The sequence below is a fragment of the Polyangiaceae bacterium genome, from assembly GCA_015075635.1.
Lineage (GTDB): Bacteria > Myxococcota_A > Polyangia > Polyangiales > Polyangiaceae > JADJKB01.
This window is the reverse complement of sequence record JABTUA010000001.1, coordinates 522,090-542,562: the sequence shown is the minus strand read 5'-3', so window position 1 is coordinate 542,562 and position 20,473 is coordinate 522,090. Positions and strand designations below refer to the sequence as shown.

General features: G+C 70.0%; 19 protein-coding genes and 2 pseudogenes. 13 read left to right on the top strand and 8 right to left on the bottom strand.

The window, feature by feature from the left end; translation table 11 throughout:
* Window positions 1-2: 2 nt before the first annotated feature.
* From HS104_02510 to HS104_02490, 5 genes are read right to left on the bottom strand one after another with little or no spacing between them, the layout of a single operon-like run.
* Entirely contained in the window at window positions 3-1,055 is a 1,053-nt protein-coding gene (locus HS104_02510) for a hypothetical protein (protein MBE7478849.1), read from the bottom strand.
* Window positions 1,055-1,828, bottom strand: a complete 774-nt coding sequence (locus HS104_02505) for a hypothetical protein (protein ID MBE7478848.1) — start codon at window positions 1,826-1,828, stop codon at window positions 1,055-1,057. The genes HS104_02510 and HS104_02505 overlap by 1 nt, the downstream gene beginning before the upstream one ends.
* Window positions 1,825-3,150 (bottom strand): hypothetical protein, encoded by a 1,326-nt coding sequence (locus HS104_02500; GenBank protein MBE7478847.1) that lies wholly within the window; start codon window positions 3,148-3,150, stop codon window positions 1,825-1,827. The genes HS104_02505 and HS104_02500 overlap by 4 nt, the downstream gene beginning before the upstream one ends.
* Before the next feature lie 49 nt (window positions 3,151-3,199).
* Window positions 3,200-4,237: a hypothetical protein gene (locus tag HS104_02495; GenBank protein ID MBE7478846.1), complete on the bottom strand. Its 1,038-nt coding sequence runs from the start codon at window positions 4,235-4,237 to the stop codon at window positions 3,200-3,202.
* 25 nt (window positions 4,238-4,262) lie between these two features.
* The gene (locus HS104_02490; GenBank protein ID MBE7478845.1) at window positions 4,263-4,514 is read right to left on the bottom strand and encodes a hypothetical protein; all 252 of its coding nucleotides are present in this window, start codon (window positions 4,512-4,514) and stop codon (window positions 4,263-4,265) included.
* 82 nt (window positions 4,515-4,596) lie between these two features.
* Here HS104_02490 and HS104_02485 point away from each other — a divergent pair.
* A pseudogene (locus HS104_02485) lies at window positions 4,597-4,671 on the top strand (energy transducer TonB).
* Between the two features lie 144 nt (window positions 4,672-4,815).
* Here HS104_02485 and HS104_02480 read toward each other — a convergent pair.
* Entirely contained in the window at window positions 4,816-5,865 is a 1,050-nt protein-coding gene (locus tag HS104_02480; protein ID MBE7478844.1) for a hypothetical protein, read from the bottom strand.
* 7 nt (window positions 5,866-5,872) lie between these two features.
* Between HS104_02480 and HS104_02475 the strand changes: the two are divergent.
* From HS104_02475 to HS104_02450, 6 genes and pseudogenes are all read left to right on the top strand, one after another.
* A pseudogene (locus HS104_02475) lies at window positions 5,873-5,980 on the top strand (DUF2497 domain-containing protein).
* A 178-nt stretch (window positions 5,981-6,158) separates the two neighbouring features.
* On the top strand, window positions 6,159-6,914 hold the full coding sequence (locus tag HS104_02470; GenBank protein MBE7478843.1) for a sulfite exporter TauE/SafE family protein: 756 nt from the start codon (window positions 6,159-6,161) through the stop codon (window positions 6,912-6,914).
* A 27-nt stretch (window positions 6,915-6,941) separates the two neighbouring features.
* The gene (locus HS104_02465) at window positions 6,942-8,045 is read left to right on the top strand and encodes a helix-turn-helix domain-containing protein (GenBank protein MBE7478842.1); all 1,104 of its coding nucleotides are present in this window, start codon (window positions 6,942-6,944) and stop codon (window positions 8,043-8,045) included.
* Entirely contained in the window at window positions 8,042-8,896 is an 855-nt protein-coding gene (locus HS104_02460; protein MBE7478841.1) for an extracellular solute-binding protein, read from the top strand. Before HS104_02465 ends, HS104_02460 begins: the two co-directional genes overlap by 4 nt.
* On the top strand, window positions 8,887-9,675 hold the full coding sequence (locus HS104_02455) for an ABC transporter permease (protein ID MBE7478840.1): 789 nt from the start codon (window positions 8,887-8,889) through the stop codon (window positions 9,673-9,675). Before HS104_02460 ends, HS104_02455 begins: the two co-directional genes overlap by 10 nt.
* The gene (locus HS104_02450; protein ID MBE7478839.1) at window positions 9,672-10,742 is read left to right on the top strand and encodes an ABC transporter ATP-binding protein; all 1,071 of its coding nucleotides are present in this window, start codon (window positions 9,672-9,674) and stop codon (window positions 10,740-10,742) included. Before HS104_02455 ends, HS104_02450 begins: the two co-directional genes overlap by 4 nt.
* A gap of 1 nt (window position 10,743) precedes the next feature.
* On the opposite strand, the gene HS104_02445 is transcribed toward HS104_02450, so the two are convergent.
* On the bottom strand, window positions 10,744-11,913 hold the full coding sequence (locus HS104_02445; GenBank protein ID MBE7478838.1) for a VWA domain-containing protein: 1,170 nt from the start codon (window positions 11,911-11,913) through the stop codon (window positions 10,744-10,746).
* Window positions 11,914-12,045: 132 nt separating this feature from the next.
* On the opposite strand from HS104_02445, the gene HS104_02440 reads away from it, so the two are divergent.
* The 6 genes from HS104_02440 to HS104_02415 all read left to right on the top strand — a co-directional run bounded on the left by HS104_02440 (window position 12,046) and on the right by HS104_02415 (window position 20,138).
* A complete protein-coding gene (locus HS104_02440) occupies window positions 12,046-13,950 on the top strand; it encodes a M2 family metallopeptidase (protein ID MBE7478837.1) in 1,905 nt (634 codons plus the stop codon).
* A gap of 1 nt (window position 13,951) precedes the next feature.
* Window positions 13,952-14,848 carry a homocysteine S-methyltransferase family protein gene (locus HS104_02435; protein MBE7478836.1) on the top strand — a complete coding sequence of 299 codons (897 nt, stop codon included), beginning with the start codon at window positions 13,952-13,954 and terminating at the stop codon, window positions 14,846-14,848.
* 18 nt (window positions 14,849-14,866) lie between these two features.
* Window positions 14,867-16,051, top strand: a complete 1,185-nt coding sequence (locus tag HS104_02430) for a hypothetical protein (protein ID MBE7478835.1) — start codon at window positions 14,867-14,869, stop codon at window positions 16,049-16,051.
* Between the two features lie 568 nt (window positions 16,052-16,619).
* The gene (locus HS104_02425; GenBank protein ID MBE7478834.1) at window positions 16,620-18,005 is read left to right on the top strand and encodes a hypothetical protein; all 1,386 of its coding nucleotides are present in this window, start codon (window positions 16,620-16,622) and stop codon (window positions 18,003-18,005) included.
* 313 nt (window positions 18,006-18,318) lie between these two features.
* Window positions 18,319-19,065 carry a response regulator transcription factor gene (locus HS104_02420; protein ID MBE7478833.1) on the top strand — a complete coding sequence of 249 codons (747 nt, stop codon included), beginning with the start codon at window positions 18,319-18,321 and terminating at the stop codon, window positions 19,063-19,065.
* Window positions 19,066-19,217: 152 nt separating this feature from the next.
* Window positions 19,218-20,138 carry a hypothetical protein gene (locus HS104_02415; GenBank protein ID MBE7478832.1) on the top strand — a complete coding sequence of 307 codons (921 nt, stop codon included), beginning with the start codon at window positions 19,218-19,220 and terminating at the stop codon, window positions 20,136-20,138.
* Between the two features lie 46 nt (window positions 20,139-20,184).
* Here the strand turns inward: HS104_02415 and HS104_02410 are convergent, their stop codons facing one another.
* Window positions 20,185-20,454, bottom strand: coding sequence for a DUF504 domain-containing protein (locus tag HS104_02410; protein ID MBE7478831.1), 270 nt, complete (start codon window positions 20,452-20,454; stop codon window positions 20,185-20,187).
* Window positions 20,455-20,473: the final 19 nt, after the last annotated feature.

Genomic DNA, 20,473 nt, shown 5'->3' with positions numbered 1-20,473 from the left:
ATCTAGAATCCCAACCGCCGCTGGAACGCCTGGACGCGGGGGATGGCCGGGTACTTCGGCGGGCTCCAGGCGTGCATGACCACCGTGCGGTCGAGCAGCGCCTCGCGGTAGACCACGACCAGGCGCACCGGCAGCCCGCCCTCGCGCTCGACCACGAAGGCGCTGGCGGGAGTGGTCTCGGGCGGGAACGGCGTCTTCGTCAGCGGGGACTGCGCGACCTCGCCGAAGCTCTTCCCCAGCGCCTGCATCTTGTCCAGCACCTTGGGGTCCTGAGTCTTCGAGTACTCCTCTTGAAGAGCCTGCATCTGCTTCGACAGCTGCTCCATGCGCTGCGTCTGATCCTGCGTGAGCGCGTTCCTCGCGTCCGCGAGCGGCGCCGGCGCCGTGGCGAGCTTCTTCTGGTAGTGTGCGAGCACGACGTCGAGGCCGTCGCCGGTGGCGTGGGCCGCGCTGAGCTCCGAATCGCCCGGTGGGTAGGGCGTGGCACCAGGGTAGGCCGCGTCGAAACCGAGCTTCGAGAGATCGACCGGGGCGGGTCGCTGCCACGGGTGGACCTCCACGCTGCTCGGATGACCGGCGCGGTACTGCATCGCCAGGGCGGCGTGCTTCGGCGAGCGCGCCAGCACCTCCGCGGCGAGATCGGCATTGGCCACGAAGGGGCTCATGATCAGCGGAGCCGCGCGCTCCGCGGCGCTCTCGCTCGAGCCGGCGAAGGGGCCGAGCACGCGCAGCCCGGCCGCCGTGACCAGCGGATCGGGGGACGCGAGGGCCTCCTCGGCCACCGGCACGCTGCGCTGGTCGCGGGTCGCCTCGAGCTCTTCGAGCAGCTCCACGACCGCCTCGCGCTCCAGCACGTAGCTCACGCAATCGCCGAGCGGCAGCTGGTCGAGGCAGGCGTGCCCCGCCGCCGCCGAGCCAGGCACGGCCGCGGCCCCGGCGGGGGTCTCCGCGCCGCGCGTCGCGCCGCCGCCGCCGCCGCACGCATAGCTGGCGAGCGAGGCCGCGGCGACGAGCGCCGCGCCCACGCTTGGCCGGAGCAGCAGGCGCAGCCGCATCAGTAGTACCTCGGCTGCTTCATCAGGTTCAGGGCCTTCACGCGCTCCCGGGCGTTCTTGAAGTCGTTCTCGGCCAGCTTCTTGGCGGTGGTGCAGCGCTGGCGCGCGCGCTTGCGCATCAAGCGCAAAGCGTCGGCCTCCCGGGCGTAGGCGTCGCGCTCGCTGTCGGCGCTGTCCTCGAGCTCGGCGCGGGCCCAGCCTCCCTCGTTCTTGGGCTTGATGAGCCCGCGCTTCTTGGCCTCGCAGCGGTCCTGGTGCTCCGACTCGTGCAAGACGGCCGCGATCACCGCCTCCTTGCACACGTTGGCCTTCGTGAGCGGGTGGTTCGGATCGTCGAACATCTTCGGGATGTCGGTGATCGAGAGCTTGGCCCCGTTGGCGTCGATGGAGCTCGTGCAGTCGGGGTGGGTGGTCAGATCCGGAACGTCGGGGTAGCTCTGGTTCGCCGGCAGCCCGAGCTTCTGCTTGGCAGCCTGATCCTGGTGCGCGGAAATGAACTGAGTGAACGCCTTCTCCAGGTTGTTTGGCGAGTCCCAGGCGCCCTTGGCGAAGGCCTCGTCGCGGTTCTTCTTCGAGTCGTAGAAGTCGCGACGCATCTCCGCTCGCGCGATCTGGAGCAAGAGCTCCTTCCGCGGCTTCGTGCAGCATTGCGCGACGCCCTGGCAGTTCCGAGGCGGCAGACAGTCGAACACAGCGCCGGCGTCCGACGGCGCCCCGAACGCGATCGCGCCCAACGCGACGAGAACGTGAACACCGAAACGCACGAGCTTCATCGCGGGCCGCCCGAGGCTAGGCTGGGGTCCAGGCGCAAGGCAAGCGCGCGCAGCTCGGAGTCGAAGGGATCGATGCGCCGCGCGCGGGCCAGAGCTTCACGAGCCTCGTCGGGGCGCCCCGCTTCGAGCAAGGCGACGGCCAGGTTGTGGTGAGGTCGGGCGTTGGACACGCTCTTGCGGGCCGCGTCGCGCCACAACGCCACGTCCGACGCGTAGAGCGCGCCGCGGCGCAGCGTGGCGCCCACCAGCAACACCGCGGTCAAAGCAACGCCCCCCAGCGCCGCCTGCCGCCAACGCGCCCGGCGAAACGCGGCGCGGAGGCCATGGGCCAGGAGCAGCGCCGCGCCGGCGAGCGCCGTCGCGAACGGGCGCTCGGTGAGCGGGTCGAGCTTGGGGATGACGCTCTGGGTGGGCAAGAGCGCGGCCAGCACGAGCGCGGCACCCACCGCGAGCGCGGGCCGACGCGCCCGCGCCGCCCAGACCAAGAGCGCACCGAGGCCCACGAGCAGCGCCGCGCCGAGCCAGAACGCCGGCGACGCAGCCGAGTGAGAGAGCGGCAGCCCGTGGTCGATCGAGAGAGCGCTCGGGCGAACGTAGAGCGAGAACCCGTGCGGCAGCGCTTCGACCTGCGCCGACACGCTGTAGCCAAAGGGACGCCCGTGCGCCGAGTAGTCGATGAGCTGGCGGTAGCGCGCGTTCTGCGCCACGAACGCGACGGCGAGCAGCACCACCGTGAGGCACGGCTCGAGCCGATGGGCCACGCTGCGGAGCGTGCCCCGGCGCGACAGCTCGAGCGCGGCCATCGGCAGCGCGAAGGCGATCGCCGTCTCGCGGCTCAGGCACGCGCCGAGCAGCAGCGCGGCGGCGAGCCAGCGTCGCCCCCGGAGCTGCGCGAGCAGGGCGCCAAGACCGAGGGAGAGCGCCATCGCGGCGCCGCGCCCGGCCAACGCCCAGACCATCTCGCCGTGGATGGGGTGTACGGCGAAGAGCAGCGCCGCAGCGAACGCAGCCCAGAGCCCCGCGCGCAGGCGCGCCGCCAGCAAGAACACGAGCGCGCTCGACGCCCCGTGGAACGCCGCCGACACCGCTCGGCGCAGCGCGGGCGCGTCGCCGAGACCCAGCGAGCCTTCGAGGGCGAAGCTGAGCTTCGAGAGCGGCCTCAGCGTTCGGTGAACGTGCTCGACGAACGCGCCGAGCGACTGGCTCGCCGGGTCGCTCACGGGCGTGACCCAGTCGTCGAAGTGGTACGGGCCCTCGACGCGAGCGAGGTACAGCGCTGCTCCGAACGCGAAGATCAATGCCGCGCGGGATCGGAGGGCCATGCGGGCTGCGAGCCTTGCGCGCGTCCGCCACCGCGCGCAAGGGGTTCCGTCACTTGCACACGCTGGCCTGGCAGGTCTTGTTGCCCACGCACACGTTGCCGCAGGTGCCGCAGTTGTTCTTGTCGGTGGCGGTGTCGATGCACACCGTGCCGCCGCCGGGGCAGAGCTTGGTGCCCGTCTTGCAGACGCACTGACCCAGCGAGCACATCCGGTCGGCCGCGCACGCGATGCCGCAGCCGCCGCAGTTGGTGTTCGTGCCCAGAGTCGTACAAACGCCGCCACACTCCGCCTGGCTCGTCGCGCACTTGCAGGTGCCGGCGTAGCACTGCTTGCCGCCGGTGCAGGCGTTGCCACAAGCGCCGCAGTTCGACTCGTCCGTCCAGGAGTCCACGCAGGTGGCGTTGCAGACGATGTTGCCGGGGGAGCCGCCAGGCGCGCACGCGCACTTGCCGTTCTCGCACTGCATGCCGGTGCCGCACGCGATGCCGCAGCCGCCGCAGTGGTTGTCGTTCCAGAGGATGCCCGTGCACTGCCCGCTGGTGCACTCGGCCTCGCCCGGACCGCACGCACATTTGCCGGCTAGACAGGATCCCGCGCAGCAGCCGAAGCCCTTGGGGCAGGGGTCTCCCAGCATGCCGCAGCAGGAGTCGCCGTCGCACTTGCCGCTGCAGCAGTCCTTCGCGTTGCTCCAGGTGCAGACGGAGCCCGCAGACAGACAGCTCGTGCCGCCACCGCTGGCGCCGCTGCCGCCCGCGCCGCTAGTGGCACCGCTGCCGCCCGCGGCGCTGCCACCGGTGCCGGACGTCGCCCCGCTGCCCGTGCCGCCGCTCGCGCCGCCGCTGCCCGCGCTCGTGCCGCCGGTCGCGCTCGTGCCACCGCTCGCGCTCGTGCCACCGCTCGCGCTCGTGCCACCGCTCGCGCTCGTGCCACCGCTCGCGCTCGTGCCGCCGGTCGCGCTCGTGCCGCCGGTCGCGCTCGTGCCACCGCTCGCGCCCGCATCGGCGTCATGGCTGGTCGAGCCGTCGCCCGAGCACCCGGCTCCCCACATCAGCGTCACGACCCCAACGAGCTTCGTCAGCTTGAGCATGGCGCACCTTCCCTCCCCAAGTGTATCAGCAGCCCGCGATGCAGTCCGTGTAGACCTTGCACTGGGCGTTGCACTCGGCGGCGATGCACGACTGGACGCTCTGGGACGCGACGCAGGTGCTGCAACCCGTGGAGATCGCGCCGCCCGTGCAGTAGGTCTCACACTGCTGGGAGCAGCTCGGCTCCTGACACACGCACTTCTTGATGGCGGTGACGAACAGCTGTTGGCCGGTCGCGTGCGAGGTCGCGCAGCAAGCGTTGCAGTCGGGTTGGCTCACGCAGGGGTCGCTGGCGTCGGGGAAGCCGCCGCCGCCCGTGCCTCCGCTGCCGCCGCTGCCTCCGGTCGGGAAACCGCCCACACCACCGCCGGTCCCCCCGGTCTTGCCTCCGCTACCGCCGCCGTCCGTGCCCCCGCTGCCGCCGCCGCCGCCACCGCTCGCGGACTGATCGGCCCCGGCGTCTTGCCCGGCGTTCGCCCCCAGGTCGTCCAGAGACGAGGTCAAGCTGCACGCCAGCGGGGCGAGCACCGCAAGGATGCTGAAGCGGCCGAGCTTCACGCTTCCAAAGCTAGCACGCGGGTCATTTCGGCGGTGGCGCAACCTTGGTCTGACAGCCGACCACGATGTCGATCTTCCCGCCGTCGTCGGCCTTGACCTTCTCGCAGGTAGCGCCGCACAGGAGCACCTTGGTCTTGGTGGCGTCCCACTGCCAGCCGTCCGCGCCTTGATCGCACGGGTTGTTGTTGTCCTGGAGGACCTCCCCGGCGCTGCCGCCGGTCGGCGTGAACGTCACGTTGACCTTGGTCGGGTCGATGCTACCGCCGTCCTTCGGGGGTGGCACCACGAACTCGCAGCTCAGTTTGTCCACGATGCCCTCGGCGACCTTGTTGAAGATGTCCGACCAGTCCGACTCGCAGATGCTGCGCTGGATCCCGCCGGTCAGCTTGCTCAGCTTCTGATACTCGAGCCCGGGCGCCACCGCGGCGTTGCCGCCGTCTTGTCCCGACGTGCTGCACGTCTTGGTCGGATCGGCGACGTCCAGCCCGACGATGGAGTGGAAGATGTACTTGCGGTTCTGTGCCGTGCCGAACATGCCGGCCGGTTGCGCGGAGCTCAGCGCCCAATTGTCGAAGCCGTTGGCATCCCAGCCGAAGAAGTCCGCTTCGTCGTCGGTCACCTCGACGAACACCTTGGTGGCGTCGAAGCGCGCCAGCTTGTTCCATGGACCCCCGGTCAGGTTGCAGTTGAAGAGCGGGGGGAACCCCGTCCCGGCGTAGCTGAAGGCCGCGGCATAGAGCGAGTTGGAGCTGTCCACCTCGCAGTCCAGGTGGGTGAACTTCGGCGGGTTGTTGCCGCAGGAAGCCCCGGCCAGCGGCGGATCGACGCACACGTCCAGCGAGCCGGTGCCGCGTGCCGAGATCATGATGACCTGCCAGTCGATGATGCTCTTCGAGATCGTGGGGACGAAGCTCTTGTTGATCTGATCGCGGACCTTCGCGATCTCGTCGCCCATCGAGCACGAGTTGTCCACCATCCACACCACGTCCACCGCGGGCTTGTTCGCCTGCTCGGTGTAGGTGGTGCACGCCGCATCCGGATCGCCGGTGTCATCGAGGCCGGTGTCGATCACCACACCGCCACCGCCGCCCGTTCCGCTCACGCCGCCGCCGCTGCCACCGCCGCCGCTCGAGCCGCCGCCCGTGCCACTCACGCCGCCGCCGCTGCCGCCACCGCCGCCGCCGCCGCTGCCGCTGCCGCTGTCCGTGGCCGAGCACGCGGCCGCGATCCCGGCAGCCGCGAGCACCCCCAACCCGATCGCCCCGAGGCTCGAACGCACCATCTTGCCGCGAAGCGTACAGGTTGCGCGATGTCCGGTCCACCGGCCGGCCATGGCTGCGCTGCGTCATGCGGCATGATGCGCGCGTGGATCCCGTGCGACTCGCCCTGCTCGGCCTCGCCGCCGCCGTGGCTGCGATCATCAACTCGATCGCGGGGGGAGGTTCCCTGGTGTCCTTTCCGGCGCTGCTGGCGGCCGGCGTGCCGCCGGTCCTGGCGAGCGCCACCAACACGGCAGCGCTCACACCGGGAGGAATCGCTTCCGCGATTGCCTACCGCTCCGAGCTCGGGCCGCGGGCGCGCCTGAGCTTCGCGCTCGCGGCGGTCTCGTCGCTCGGCGGGGTCGCGGGTGCGGTGCTCTTGCTCTCGGCGCCGCCCCGCGCCTTCGAGCTGGTCGTGCCGTGGCTGGTCCTCGCGGCCACCTTGCTGCTGCTGTTCCAGGAGCGGCTCACGCCGAAGGAAACGAGCGGGGCAGAGCGTCCGAGGACCAAGCTCCTGGTGGCGCTCGGCCTGACGTCGATCGCGGTCTACGGCGGCTACTTCGGCGCCGGTATCGGCATGCTCACACTGGCGCTGTTGGCGGCGCTCGGCAGCGCGAGCTTGCACCGCATGAACGCCATGAAGAGCGTGATCGTCGCCAGCATCAACGGTGCCGCGACGCTCTACTTCCTGGCGATGGGCCGAGTGGAGCTGGTCCCGGCGCTGGTGATGGCTGCCGGAGCGATTGCGGGGGGCTACACCGGCGCCGCCGTCGCGCGTCGCGTGAACCCGCGTCGCGTGCGCTGGGTGGTGGTGGCCATCGGCGTCGGGCTGAGCGGGCTCCTGGCGGTCAGGTACTACTAGTCACGAATGCATTACATGATGTAAAGTATACGTGTCATGTCATCCAACCGCGTCCGGGAGCTGCGGGAGGCCCGCGGGCTCTCGCAGATCGCGCTCGCCGAGCGCTCGCGGCTCACGCGCCAGAGCGTCGGCGCCATCGAGGCCGGGCGTGCGATCCCGGCGGTGGACGTCGCGCTGCGCATCGCGCGCGCCCTCGACTGCCAGGTCGAGGAGCTCTTCGGGCCCTCCGACGAGGCGCCGGCGCTCGACGTGGAGCTGGCCGCAGAGTCGGCGACCTCGAGGTTGGCGCTCGCGCTCGTCCGAGAGCGCTGGGTGGGTCTGCCTCTCGCCGGCGATGGGCTCCGTACGGCGGCGGACGCGCTGGTCGTGACGGCGCGAGGGCGGCGTGCGTCCGTGACGCCGCTCCGTCCGCTCGGCGAGTCGCGCGAGAACCTCGCGCTGATGGGCTGCGCCACCGGGCTCGGGCTCCTCGCCGATCGCCTCCACGGAAAGCGCGGGTCCGGCCGCTACCACTGGCTCCCCTCGTCGAGCGGGGCAGCGCTGCGGGCGCTCGCCAGCGGCTACGCGCACGTCGCCGGGGTGCACTCGGTCGCCGCTGGGGGCGAGAGCGACCCCAACGTCGCGGCGGTTCGCAAGAGCGTGGGGCGCGAGGCGCTCGTGCTCGTGACCTTGGCCGGCTGGGAAGCGGGGCTTCTGACCCGCGGCGACGACGGCCGCGTCCGCTCCGTCGCCGACGTCACTGCGCGAGGAGTGACCTTGGTCGTGCGCGAGAAGGGCGCCGGTGCGCGGCAGCTCCTGGAGCAACGAATGCGGGCGGCGGGGCTCTCGCTCGATCTGCTGCGCGGCCAGCTGGTCGCTTCGGGCCACCTCGACGTGGCGCGCGCCGTCGCCATGGGGGCGGCGGACGTCGGCGTGGCGACGCGCGACGCTGCGCTCGCGTTCGGCCTGCGCTTCGTGCCGCTGGCCGAGGAGCGCTACGATCTGGTGATCCCGCAGTCGCTCATGAGCGACGCCCGCGTCGAGCGCCTGCTCGACGTGCTGGTGTCCCAGGCCAGCCGGCGGGAGCTCGCGTCGCTCGGCTACGACGTGTCCAGTGCGGGCAATCGGGTCGCCGAGGTGAGCGCGGCATGAGGCTGAATCTGGCGGCGCTGGTCGTGTCGCTCCTGCTCTCGTTTGCCTGCTCGAAGCCAGACACGAGGGAGGGCGCGGCAGGTAAGAAGACGCTCGAGATCTTCGTCGGCTCCGCCTCCAAGCCCCCGACCGAGGCCGCCGTGCTGGCCTTCGAGAAGAAGGCCGGCGTGAAGGTCGAGGCTCACTACGGTGGCTCGGGCAAGATGCTGTCCGAGCTCAAGCTGGCGGAGCGCGGCGACGTCTATTTCCCGGGCTCTTCGGACTACATGGAGCTCGCCAAGCGGGAAGGGCTCGTCTTCGCCGAGACCGAGCAGCGAGTCGTCTACCTGATCCCCGCCATCAACGTGCAGAAAGGCAACCCGCGCGGCATCCGCTCCCTCGCCGATCTCGGCAAGCCCGGCGTTCGCGTCGGCATCGCTCGACCGGACACCGTGTGCGTCGGCCTGTACGCGGTGGAGATGCTCGAGGCCCAGCGCGTGGCGAGCCTGGTGCGACCCAACATCGTGACGCAGACCGAGTCCTGCGAGAAGACCGCGCAGATCCTCTCGATGAAGGCCGTCGACGCCATCCTGGGCTGGGAGGTCTTCGAGCACTGGGACCCAGCGAACATCGAGAGCATCTACCCGCCGCCGGAGCAGGTCACCCGCATCGGCTACATCCCCGCGGCCGTGGCGAAGGCCACGAAGAACCGCGAGCTCGCCGAGGCGTTCATCGCCTTCCTGGTCAGCGACGAGGGTCGAGCAATCTACAAACGCTGGAGCTACCTCACGACCGTCGAGGAGGCGCGCAAGCACGCCACCGCGACGACGCCGATCGGTGGCGAGTGGGAGCTCCCCGCGTCGTGGAAGTGAGGAGCTGGTTCTCCCTCTACCTGCTCGCCGGCCTGGGCGGGGCAATCGCGTGCATCGTGGCGATCCTCGCCGTGCAGCTCGCCTATCCGGCGGGCGCCGAGCAGCCGTGGGCGGGCTTCGCCGAGCCGGATGTCTGGGCCGCGGTGCGGCTGAGCCTCATGACCTCCACCCTCGCCGCGCTCTTGGCCATGGCGGTCGCGGTTCCAGCGTCCTACGCCCTCGCGCGCTGGCGCTTCGCCGGGAGGACGATCGTGGACGCCCTCCTCGACGTTCCCATCGTGCTGTCCCCCATCGTCGTGGGCGTGGCGCTGATCCTGGTGTTCCGGACCTCGGCCGGGCGGTGGTTCGAAGAACACGCGCTCCGGGTCGTGTTCGAGGTCCCCGGCATCGTCGCCGCGCAGTTCATCCTGGCGCTCGCGCTCCAGGTCCGCGTGCTCAAGGCCGCGTTCGAGGAGCTCGACCCGCGCTACGAACAGGTGGCTCGCTTCCTGGGGTGTACCCCGTGGGGCGCGTTCTTTAGGGTCACGCTGCCGATGTGCCGCACGAGCCTGCTCGCGGCCTTCGTCCTGGGCTGGGCGCGCGCCCTGGGCGACATCGGTGCCACGATGACCGTCGCCGGCTCGGTCCGCTTCAAGACCGAGACCATCCCGGTCGCCATCTACAACAACCTGGCGAGCGTGCGCATCGGCAAAGCGCTCGGCCTGTCGCTGCTCATGACCTTCATCGCGCTGTTCGTGCTCATCGTCGTCCGGGTGGTCGCGGCGCGGAGGAAGACGTGATCTCGCTCCGTGCCCTCGCGACGCACGCGGGGACGTTTCGCCTCGGTCCGGTCAGCCTGACGATCCGGCGCGGCGAGGTGCTCGTCCTGCTCGGTCCGTCGGGAGCCGGGAAGACCCTGCTGCTCGAGACCATGATGGGGCTCCGCCAGGCCGACGCGGGGCAGGTCGTGATCGCCGGTCGGGACGTGACGCGGCTTCCGCCGGAGCAGCGTGACCTCGCCTACCTTCCTCAGGACGTCGCGCTGTTTCCACACCTGTCGGTGCGCGACAACGTGCTCTTCGGGCGGCGCGTGCGCGGGACCCTGGCTGGTGCCGAGGCCGATCTCGAGCGCCTCGCGGACCTCTTGCAGATCCGTCACCTGCTGGGGCGCGCGACGATTGGATCCCTGTCCGGGGGCGAACGCCAGCGTGTGGCGCTGGCGCGCGCGCTGATCACGAACCCGAAGGTGGTGTTTCTCGACGAGAGCTTCTCCGGCCTGGATGCGCACATCCGCCGAGAGCTCCTGAGCCAGCTGCGCGAGCTTCAGCGGAGCCTCGAGCTCACCGTCGTGTACGTCACGCACAATCAGCGCGAAGCGTCCGCGATCGGAGACAGCGTCGCGGTGTTGATGGAAGGCAGCGTGGTCCAAGAGGCAGCCCCCGAGACCCTGTTTCGGCAGCCGGGCGATCTCAGGGTTGCCCGATTCATCCAGCTGTCGAACATCCTCGAGCTCGACTCGACGCATGGACCAGCGTGCTCCGTCAGCGGCGTGCCCCTCACGCTCTCGTCGGCGCCGCCAGAGGGGCGACGCCTGTGGCTCGGTGTCGCGGCCGAGGACGTGGTGCTGCTGCGCCCGGGTGAGGCCGAAGAAATCGGCATGGTCGCAAACGTCCTGCGTGGGCGCGTGCTGGGCATCGACGGGCGACACGCGACGATCGACGTCGTCGACGGTGAAGGACTGACGATCTCGTGCCAGCTGTCCGCGCGCGATCGCGCTCACATGGGAACGGGCCTTCGCGCGGGAGAGGAGGTGGCGATCCACCTCCCTCCGCAGGCGCTGTCCGTGTTTCCGGAGCGCGCTCCCTGAATCACGACGGTGGCGGCTGGAGCTGCGTGGCGCAGCCGAGCAGGATCTCCATCTTCGCGGCCTTGTCGGCCTGCACCGTCGAGCAGGTGCTGGGGCAGAGGGTGATCTTGCTGGGGCTGGTCGGGTTGTCGTAGTACCAGCCGCCGTTCGCGCAGTCCGCCGCGCCGCCGACCTGGCCCAGGGTCTGGGTGCTGCCGCCGCCCGGCGTGTAGTTCACGTTCACCTTCTTGGGGTCCAGGGTCGAGCCGTCCTTGGGCGCCGGCATCTGGAACTCGCAGGAGACCTGGCTGCCCTGGATGGCCTTGAGGGCGGCCAGGAGCTCCGCCTGGGCGTTCGCCGAGCTGCCGATGAAGATGCCCTTGTTGGTGCCGCCGGCCACCGCGATGGTGTCCATCTGGTTCTCTGCGGACCCCTCGAGGCCGACCGCGTAGGTGAGCACGCCGTGCGAGGTGCGCGCCGCCGACGCGAGCGCGGCGATGTTGTTGATGTCCTCGTCGCAGCCGTTCGGCAGGCCGTCGGTCACCAGCACCACCACGACCTTCTCGTTCGGGTGCGCGGCGGCGTGGGCCATGGCCCACTGCTCCGCGCCGCCCAGCGCCGCGAACATCGGCGTACCGCCGCCGTTGCCGGGCGCGCTGCTCTGCACGCCGCTGACCAGCGCCGCCTCCTGGGTGTCAGCCGGAGCAGGGTCCTTGGTCACCGCGCCGATGGGCACCAGGAGCTGCGAGCAGGCGTTGGTGTTGCAGCCCTGGTTGGTGCAGCCGGCCGCCGGCTGGTCGTGGGGGAAGAAGCGCAGCGCGATGCGCAGGCCCGCGGTCGCGGGATCCTGGAAGAACGCGATCAGCGCGTTGGAGGCCTGCGGCCACTTGTTGTTCTGGTTCATCGAGCCGGAGCGGTCGAACATCACCAGCATGTTGACTGGGACGAGGGTTGCCTCCTCGCTGGAAGTACCGCAGGCCGCGTCGGGGCTGATGGCGCCGCCGCCGCCGCCGTTCGCGGCGCTGCCGTCGAGGTCGAGGCCGCCTACCCCGCCGTTGCCGCCCAGGTTGAGGCCGCCTCCCTTCCCTCCGGTTCCGTCGTCGTTGCCGTCGTCGCCGCCGCACTGGACGAGGGAGAGCGAGGCCATTCCGGCGCAGAGCAACGAGGCGGTGAGCAGGGAGCGGTGCGACATCGAAGACCTCCAGGGGTGGACCACTGACTATTGTGGCCGCTCGTACCTTTTGCCAGGCGCGCCTCTGGCGGCTCAGTTCGAGACGGTGCCCGCTTGATCCCAACGGTTCGCGACGCTACTCCGGGGCTCGCGATGACCAAGACCCGGTGGATTGCGCTCTTTCTCCCCGCCGCCGTGCTCGCCGCCAGTTGTGGTGGTGCCGCGCCCTACACACCCGCACCCGTCGCTCCGGTGGTGAACCCATTGCCCGAAGAGGGGACCGCGAAGCCCACTGGCCCGGCGACCGTCGATGACGCGATCGAGTTCGTCAAGGACGTGAACGCGACGATCCGCGCGCTGGCGGCGGACGCGGATCGCGCGGCCTGGGTCAAGTCCACGTACATCACCCCGGACACCGAGCACCTCGAGTCGAAGGAGCGCGAGCGGGTGATGGAGTTCCTGACCCGCAAGGTGAAGGAGGCGCGGCGCTTCGAGGGGCTCGAGCTGCCCTCGGAGACCGCGCGCAGCCTGTACCTCTTGAAGTTCTCCGCGGGCCTGCCGGCGCCGAGCGACGCCAAGAAGCGCGCGCGCCTGGCCGAGCTCACCACGCAGCTCGAGAGCATCTACGGCAAGGGCAAGTACTGCTCGCCGAAGCTGAAGGGCAAAGGCGAGGACAAGAAGAGCGAGTGCCTGGAGCTGGACGAGCTGGGCAACGTGCTCTCCAAGGAGAAGGACTACGACCTCCTGCTCGAGGTGTGGAAGGGCTGGCACTCCATCTCGCCGCCCATGCGCTCGATGTACGAGGAGTTCGTCACGATCGGCAACGAGGGCGCCAGCGAGCTCGGCTTCGGCAACATGGCCGAGATCTGGAAGGGCGGCTACGACATGTCCGCCGCGGAGTTCGAGCAGGAGATGAACCGGCTCTGGACGGAGGTGAAGCCGCTCTACGAGAAGCTCCACTGCCTGGTGCGCGCGCGACTCTCCAAGCGCTACGGACCGGACAAGGTGAAGCCGGACGGGCCGATCCCCGCACACCTGCTCGGCAACATGTGGGCGCAGGAGTGGCAGTCGCTGTACCCGCTGGTCGAGCCCCACAAGGGGAAGGGCAACATCGACGTCACCCAGCAGCTCGAGGCGAAGAAGTGGGACCACCTGAAGATGGTCAAGACGGGCGAGGCCTTCTTCACCTCGCTCGGCATGCAGCCGCTGCCGAAGACCTTCTGGGAGCGCAGCCTGTTCACGAAGCCCAAGGACCGCAACGTGGTCTGCCACGCCAGCGCCTGGGACGTCGCGCTCTCGGGGGATCTGCGCATCAAGATGTGCATCCAGACCAACTTCGACGACCTCGTGACGATTCACCACGAGCTCGGGCACAACTACTACTACCAGCAGTACGGCCACCTGCCGCCGCTGTTCCAGGCGGGCGCCAACGACGGCTTCCACGAAGGCATCGGCGACACGTTGGTGCTGAGCGTGACGCCCGAGTACTTGAAGAAGATCGGCTTGCTCGATCGGGTGAACGACGACCCGAAGGCGGACCTGAACGTGTTGATGACGCGCGCGCTAGAGGGCGTGGCCTTCTTGCCCTTCGGCAAGCTCATCGACGAGTGGCGCTGGCGCGTGTTCGACGGCCGCACCAAGCCCAGCGAGTACAACAAGAGCTGGTGGGAGCTGCGCCGGAAGTACCAGGGCATCGACTCGGCGATCCCGCGCAGCGAGAGCGACTTCGACGCCGGCGCGAAGTACCACATCCCCGCCAACGTGCCCTACACGCGCTACTTCATCGCGCGTATCCTTCAGTACCAGTTCCACCGCGCGCTGTGCAAAGCGGCGGGGCACCAGGGACCGCTCTACAAGTGCTCCATCTACGGCAACGCCGCGGCGGGCAAGAAGATGATCGACATGCTGAAGCTCGGCGCCAGCAAGGAGTGGCCCGTGGCGCTCGAGACCATCAGCGGCGAAAAGCGCATGGATGCGACGGCGATCATCGACTACTACGCGCCACTCGCGGCCTGGCTCGACGAGCAGAACAAGGGTCAGAAATGCGGCTGGGACTGAGGTGAGCTTCGAGCGGCTGCGTCCGCGCCTGACGTCGGGTCGGCCCCTGGTGCTCGACGCCGACACTGGCGCTTGCTTCCGTGCCCGCGGCGTCGCCATCGACTCGCCGGGCGCGGTGGGCCAGCTGTTGCGCAGCCGCCCGGACGACGTGCTCGACCACTACCGGGCGGAGGTGAAGAGCCACGTCTCCATCCTCACGGCGCTCACTGCCGACACCACGCCACGGGCCCTGGCCGAGGTCGGCATGGAGCACCGCTCCGCGCTGCTCACGGGCATCGCCGTGGAGCTGGCGCTGGACGCCGCGCGCGCCGCGGACAAACCGGTGGCCGTCGCCGGGGTGCTCGGCAGCGAGATGGTGGCTGCGCTCCAGCCGCACCGAATGAGCGAGGAGCTGGCGGAGCACGCGGTCCGGATCGCGACCGCGGGCTGCGAGCTGATCCTGGCAAGGGGCCAGGGCTCGCGGCTCGAGCTGATGGCGGCGGTCGGCGCTGGGGCACAGACCGAGCTGCCCACCTGGGCCGTCGCCGAGTGTCTGCCGGGCGGCGAGCTCGCGCACGGCGGGCGGCTGAGCGAGCTGTGCGACGAGCTCGGCGAGGCGGGTGCCTCCGCGGTGCTCTTCGAGGTGTCGAGCATCGACGACGGCATCGCGCTGCTCGACCAGCTGCGCCAGCTCGGCCCTGCGCTCGCGCCTGGAGTGTTGCTCTCTGCCAGCGCCGACAGCGTGCGCGGCTTTCCCACGGCCGACGTCGATCCCGAGCGCTGGGCCGCTCGCGCGCTCGAGCTCGACTCGAACGGCGCGCGCATCATCGGCGGTGGCTCGGGCACGACGGAGGCGTACACGCGCGCGCTGGTGGACGAGCTGACGGCGCTCCACCCCTCGATTCCTGCGTCGCGCTGATTGTGGCACCATAAAAGGATGCGAGCCGGCGCGTCGCTCCTCGTGGCCTGCATCGCGGGCTTCGCCCCGCTGGCTTGCCTCGAGCTGAGCGACGTCAAGGAAGCCTCGAACGCCGGCGGCGGGGGCTTCGTCGGTAGCGGCGGCTCCGCCGGCAGCGCGGCCGGTGCCGGGGGTGGCGCGCCGGACGGGAGCGCGCCGGCGATTCGCGTGCTCTCCGGCACCGCCAGCATCGCCGCTGCCGAGCTCGGCACGAGCGCCAGCCTGGACCCAGTGAAGGCGGACAACGCCGTGTTGTTCTTCACCAGCGTGCACCTGGAGCCCAATCCAGGCCAGGCTCTGGTGCGCGGGGTGCTCTCGGCGGACGGCTCGAGCCTCGGCTTCCAGCGCGCCGCGACGGGCGGGAGCGTGAGCATCGCGTGGTACGTGCTCGAGCACCCCGAGTTCCGCGTGCAGCGCGGAGACCTCGCCCTCGGCGGAACGACCCAGGAGATCGCCATCGCCGACGTGGATCTGGCGCGGGCGTTCGCGCTCGCGAGCTTCAGCGCCGAAGGCAGCGATTTCAATCGCAACGACTTTGTCCGGATCGGCCTGCCCAGCGCGAGCAAGGCCGCAGTCAGCGTGTCGGCATCGAACCCGAACCTCCAGCTGGCCTGGCAGGTCGTCGAGGTCGACACGCAGTCGAACGTCTTCGGCGGCCAGCTCACGCTCGGCCAGGGCGACGCCGCGAAGGAGGCCGTGCTGCCGTCGCCCTTCGACATGGCGCGCTCCTTCCTCGTCCACAGCTGGACCGCCGACGGCCTGGCTGCCGCCAGCTCCGCGGCCAGCGCGCTCAGCGTGAAGGGTCGCTTCAAGAGCCCGACCGCCGTCGAGCTCACTCGCGGACAGACGGGGGCAACGTTGAACGTGGACTTCTTCGCCGTCCGCCTGGGCGGGGCGAACGTGTCGGCGCGGAACGTGACCCTGCAAAGCGGCGCGTCGAGCGGCAGCTTTCCGGTCGCAGCCTTCGATCCGAAGCGCACCTTCCCCGTCGTCTCCCGGCTCGGCGCGCGGGGCAACGCGGTCGCGCCGAGCTGGCCGGGCGTCGACAGCTACATCTTCAAGGCCAGCCTGAACCCGAACAACGACGGCGGGGCTTCGCTCGACGTGCTTCGCGGCGACTCCGCCACGGACTTCGACAGCGAGATCTACGTCGTCGCGTTCTGACGAGGTCACCTCCGCCTTCCGAGCGCGAGCGGCAACACGATCGGACGAGGCCGCTTGGGCTCGGCGGCGACTCCAATGCGCAGATGGAGATGTTCGCGGGGTAGCGCGCCCTCGCCGCGGTCGCGTGTAAGGCGGACGTGTGCCGGGTAGCCTCTGCGACGGCGACCATGGGGGCTCAGCAGCGTGCGTCGATGACTTCGGATGCCGAACCGGGCCGCCTTCGGGCGTCGTTCGCTCCGGCGGAAGCCTTCCGCAGAGAACTACCCTTTGCTCACGTCCGCGCAGACGGCCTGGACGCGACCTGGTTCGAGGAGCAGTGAGCGGCTCGGAAGCTCGCCATGGCCGTGGATTCGGGCGCTAGCCAGCCTTTGGGATCTGGCCGCGAGCCAGCCCGACTGGCGCACCCCGAGACAGGTGTGGGACACTCGTCCTCGGGTGGAGGAAGATCGCGATGTGCTCCGCGACGAGGTCACCGAACGCGCTCGGCGCGTCGCTCCCGAGACGACGCCGCGCGGGCGTCCGGCCGGCGTCTTCGGCCGCCTTGCGCTCGAACAGGCGCTTCGGAAACGTGGCCGCCAATCTCGGTGCTCGAGACGCTCAGCAATGTTGGCGCGTCACCTGTGTCGTCGTCGCATTCCTGTACGCTTGCGGCGGCGGCGATCAGGGAGCGGGCCCCAGCGATGGAGGCGTTGATGCCTCTCTGGGCGGCACGAGCTCGGGCGGTGTGGGAGGCGGTGGTGGTGTCGCGAGCGGCGGCACGTCGCCGGGTGGTGGCGGCACCAGCTTCGGCGGAGCCAGCGGCGGTGGCACCAGCGGCAGCGCCGGCAGCGCCGGTGGCAGCGGCAGCACCGGTGGCGGCGGTGGCAGCACCGGTGGCGGCGGTGGCAGCACCGGTGGCAGCGGCGGCAGCACCGGTGGCAGCGGCGGCAGCACCGGTGGCAGCGGCGGCAGCACCGGCGGCACAGGTGGTGTCGCGTGCGTGCCTGTCGACGGCGGCGCCGGTGCTGGGGGAACGGCGGGAAGTCCGGACGGCGGCGGCTGCGGCCCCACGCCGCTGGGGTTCACCGGCGCGTGCAAACCGGGCGCGCCGACCGCGTGCTGCGCGGCGACGCTCCCTGTAATGACGAGGCAGGGCTCGCTCCCGCCCAACTGGTCGTGCATCGGAGTCGGCGACGGCGGGACCGGTGGAGCCGGTGGAACCGGCGGCGGCGGTGGCCAGAACACCTTCAGAGTGGAGGATTGGTCGAGCTCGACGCCGGTCGGCGACATGGCGGTCGACTTGTTCGCCGGCGACTCGATTCTCGGCGCTACGCCGTTTCACTCCGGCTACTCCAAGGGTCCGAATCATCCTGGACCCGCAGCATTGGGCGTTGGCGAGCTCTACTTTCCGCATCCCGCCAGCGCGACGCTGTCCTACCTGGTCCACGAGGTTCCCGGCGTGACCAAGCCGTTCTACGGGTTCGGGTTGCCGGTCCCCGCCGCGCCGGGCCTGGTGACGGGAAGCGCCGTCTCGGCGACGCTGTACCAGCAGCTGGCGAACTTCTGCGTTCCGCTGGTCGGTTGGACGCCGCCGCCGGACCTCGCGCTCATCATGGGTCCCATCCGGGATTGCGATGGCAACGACGTCGGCGGGGCGCGCGTGAAGTTCTTCGACGCCCACCTCAACCAAGAGGTCGTGCCGGGCACGTGTCCTCGCGATGTTCGCTACGTCTACTTCGACGGAGCGCTCCCGAATCCCAAGTGCGAGTACACGTCGAGCACCGGGTCGGCGTTCATCATCGCGAACGCGCTCCAGAACGCCGCTTGCGCGACTCAGGGCAAGAAGCTTCGCCTCGAATTCTGGGGCCGCCTGCAGGCGTCGAACGCCGGCGCTGTGAAGTTCGCCGAACGGATGGTGGAGGTGTTTCCCGACACCATCAACCTCCACGTCATCCAGCCGAACGTGCAACAGTGAGACGAGGCCTGACGCAGCGCCGTTTCCGCGGCTCGAGGTCGGTGACGAGGGCTGACAGATTGCCGCCGAACTCCTTGTCGGCGAGCTGCGCTCCAGTGACCGCGGACGGCGCTGCGCTTGGCCGCGCGTTTGACCCGAGCGGCGGCGACTCGCCTCGCGGGACTGCCCCGAGCAAGCTGAGGTGCAAGTTCGGGAAGTGCACGCGCTAGCGCTGGCGACTTCGGGCGACGCTATCGCCAACTGGGCGGTACCGGGGTACCATCGAGCGCGGGTTGAGACGCGACTCGGCCGACGTTCGGCCGAGGAGGTGCGAGTGGGCGAATCCGACACCCCTTCTGAAGGTCTGCTGCTTCGGCCCGGCGGTGGTCCCCTCCGTGAGTCCATCTGGCCCAGCTCGCCGCCGACTGTCCTGGTGGTCGATCGCGACCGTGTCGCGGCCGAGCACCTGGCGCGCACACTCGACAAGTACGGCAGCGCCGTGGTCGTTCGTTCGACGCTCGACGAGGTCTGGCAAGAGCGGACATCGGACTTCGATCTGGTATTCCTGGAAACAGCGCTCGTGGGCGACCAAGGCGCAGAGGTCATCGCGCGGCTACGACGGGGCGGCCATACGGGAGGCGTCTGCTTCACTGGCCCCCCTGATCGACGGACCGCCGCAACTGCCCGGGTGGATGGCGCCGACGATTACGTCTCCAAGCCATTTTCTCGAACCGAGGTCGTGACCCACGCCATTGCGCTGATGCGCCGGCTCGGCGGGCGCGACACCGACACCTCCGTTCCTGGAACGTGGCCGGTCATCGCGGCGCGCCTCGCGCGCGCTCGTGCGGAAGTCGACGTTGCCCTGAGCCGCAGCCAGCGCCGCCTGCTCAGCCTGCTCACCCAGCGTCGGGGTGGCGTCGTTTCGCGGGAGGAACTGGCGGCGCTCGCGCTCGAAAACCCGCGCATCAGCCCATCAGCGGCGTACAAGCATGTGAGCCGTCTGCGGAGGACGCTGCGGCGCTTCGGCCTCACGGTGAGCGCGAAATCGGGGTGTGGCTACTACCTCGCACTGCGGGACTGAGCGCGCACATCCGCGCACATTCGTCAGATTTCTGTCCGTTGAAACTCGGCGCTCGACCCCGGACCATGAGTGGAACGGAGGTCGGGAGGATGCCGCGGATTGACGGACGTGGACCACGACGGCTGCTGGTCGCTCTGGGCAGCCTCGCAATCATGGCTGGTTGCGGGAGCTCTGGCGGTGGCGGCGGCGGGAGCGCCACGGGCGGCGCGGGTGGTGTCGGCACGGGCGGCACGGGCGCCAGCGTCGCCGGCACGCTGAGCGTGACCGTCACGAGCGCGTCGGTCACGAAGACACTCGAGTATGCCGGAGAAGACGTGTTGTGCCTGTATTCGACGACATCGGGTGAGCCCTCCCTCGGCATCTACGGGCAGAATCACCCGACGGAGAGCTTCCTGGCCGGGTTCGAGGGGATCTCGCTGCTGCCCCACCAGCGCACCGACACTTATGACGACGCGCTGGGCGCGAAGAACCGCCTCGTAATGACCATCGACGTCGATGCTCACAGCTACTGGTGGTTCAACGATTTCACCGCGGGCATTCCGTCGACCTGCAACACGAACTTCGCGGTGCTCGACGCCAGCACCGCCGCCGGTTCGGCAACCTGCAAGGACCTCGTCCCTCGGCAGTCATCCGCCGACTTCAGCGGGGACATCGAGAGCCCCGGTCCTCACGCGCAAGCGACCTTGTCGTTTCAGTGCTCGATCAAAGGTGCGCAGGGGATCGGCGGGGGCGGCGGCGCTGGTGGGACCGGTACGGGCGGAGCAGGCGGCGCCGGCGCGACGGGCGGAACAGGTGGAAGCGGCGGGGTTGGCGGACAGACCGGCTGTGGAGTCGAAATGAACACCCAGCCGTGCCAGACCTGCATGGACGCGAACTGCTGCAACGAACAGGCGTCCTGCAAGGCCGGCTCATGGTGCCAGAAGTACTTCGAGTGTTTCTCTCAGTATTGCCAGTCGGCCGCCGATCCCGGGCCTTGCGTGCAGCAGTACTGCTCCGCGTACATGAGCGGTGAGGCCGATGCCGTCGCGCTGTCGAATTGCTTCGTGAGCTACTGCGAAGCCGCCTGCCAGTAATCCGTCGCCGCCCGCTCGGCGCCACGAGGACGGGCTCGCGCGAGCATCACCGATCCGTGTCGCGGATCTCCGCGAGGCGATCCACGCGTGCGTCGCGATTCCATACCAGCTGGCCCTTCCAGCCGAGAGCGCGCACCCGTTGCCACGGGATCTCCCCCTCGGGATCGAAGGCGACGAGCCCCACCTCGGCCAGGTTCTCCTCGTGGTCGTAGTAGAGCACCACGAGCTCTGCGGGGTCGAAGGCCGGATCCCGGCGGATCCAGTCGTACGCCTCCCGCGAGGTCCGAAAGCGCGGTCCCTCTTCCGGATCGCTCATGCCCCGGGCGTGGCCGGTG

What these genes read in the sequence shown, in the direction of transcription:
- HS104_02510 (MBE7478849.1), bottom strand. Translation starts at nt 1,055, where the DNA reads ATGCGGCTGCGCCTGCTGCTCCGGCCAAGCGTGGGCGCGGCGCTCGTC.
- HS104_02505 (MBE7478848.1), bottom strand. Translation starts at nt 1,828, where the DNA reads ATGAAGCTCGTGCGTTTCGGTGTTCACGTTCTCGTCGCGTTGGGCGCG.
- HS104_02500 (MBE7478847.1), bottom strand. Translation starts at nt 3,150, where the DNA reads ATGGCCCTCCGATCCCGCGCGGCATTGATCTTCGCGTTCGGAGCAGCG.
- HS104_02495 (MBE7478846.1), bottom strand. Translation starts at nt 4,237, where the DNA reads ATGCTCAAGCTGACGAAGCTCGTTGGGGTCGTGACGCTGATGTGGGGA.
- HS104_02460 (MBE7478841.1), top strand. Translation starts at nt 8,042, where the DNA reads ATGAGGCTGAATCTGGCGGCGCTGGTCGTGTCGCTCCTGCTCTCGTTT.
- HS104_02445 (MBE7478838.1), bottom strand. Translation starts at nt 11,913, where the DNA reads ATGTCGCACCGCTCCCTGCTCACCGCCTCGTTGCTCTGCGCCGGAATG.
- HS104_02440 (MBE7478837.1), top strand. Translation starts at nt 12,046, where the DNA reads ATGACCAAGACCCGGTGGATTGCGCTCTTTCTCCCCGCCGCCGTGCTC.
- HS104_02430 (MBE7478835.1), top strand. Translation starts at nt 14,867, where the DNA reads ATGCGAGCCGGCGCGTCGCTCCTCGTGGCCTGCATCGCGGGCTTCGCC.
- HS104_02415 (MBE7478832.1), top strand. Translation starts at nt 19,218, where the DNA reads ATGGCTGGTTGCGGGAGCTCTGGCGGTGGCGGCGGCGGGAGCGCCACG.
- HS104_02410 (MBE7478831.1), bottom strand. Translation starts at nt 20,454, where the DNA reads ATGAGCGATCCGGAAGAGGGACCGCGCTTTCGGACCTCGCGGGAGGCG.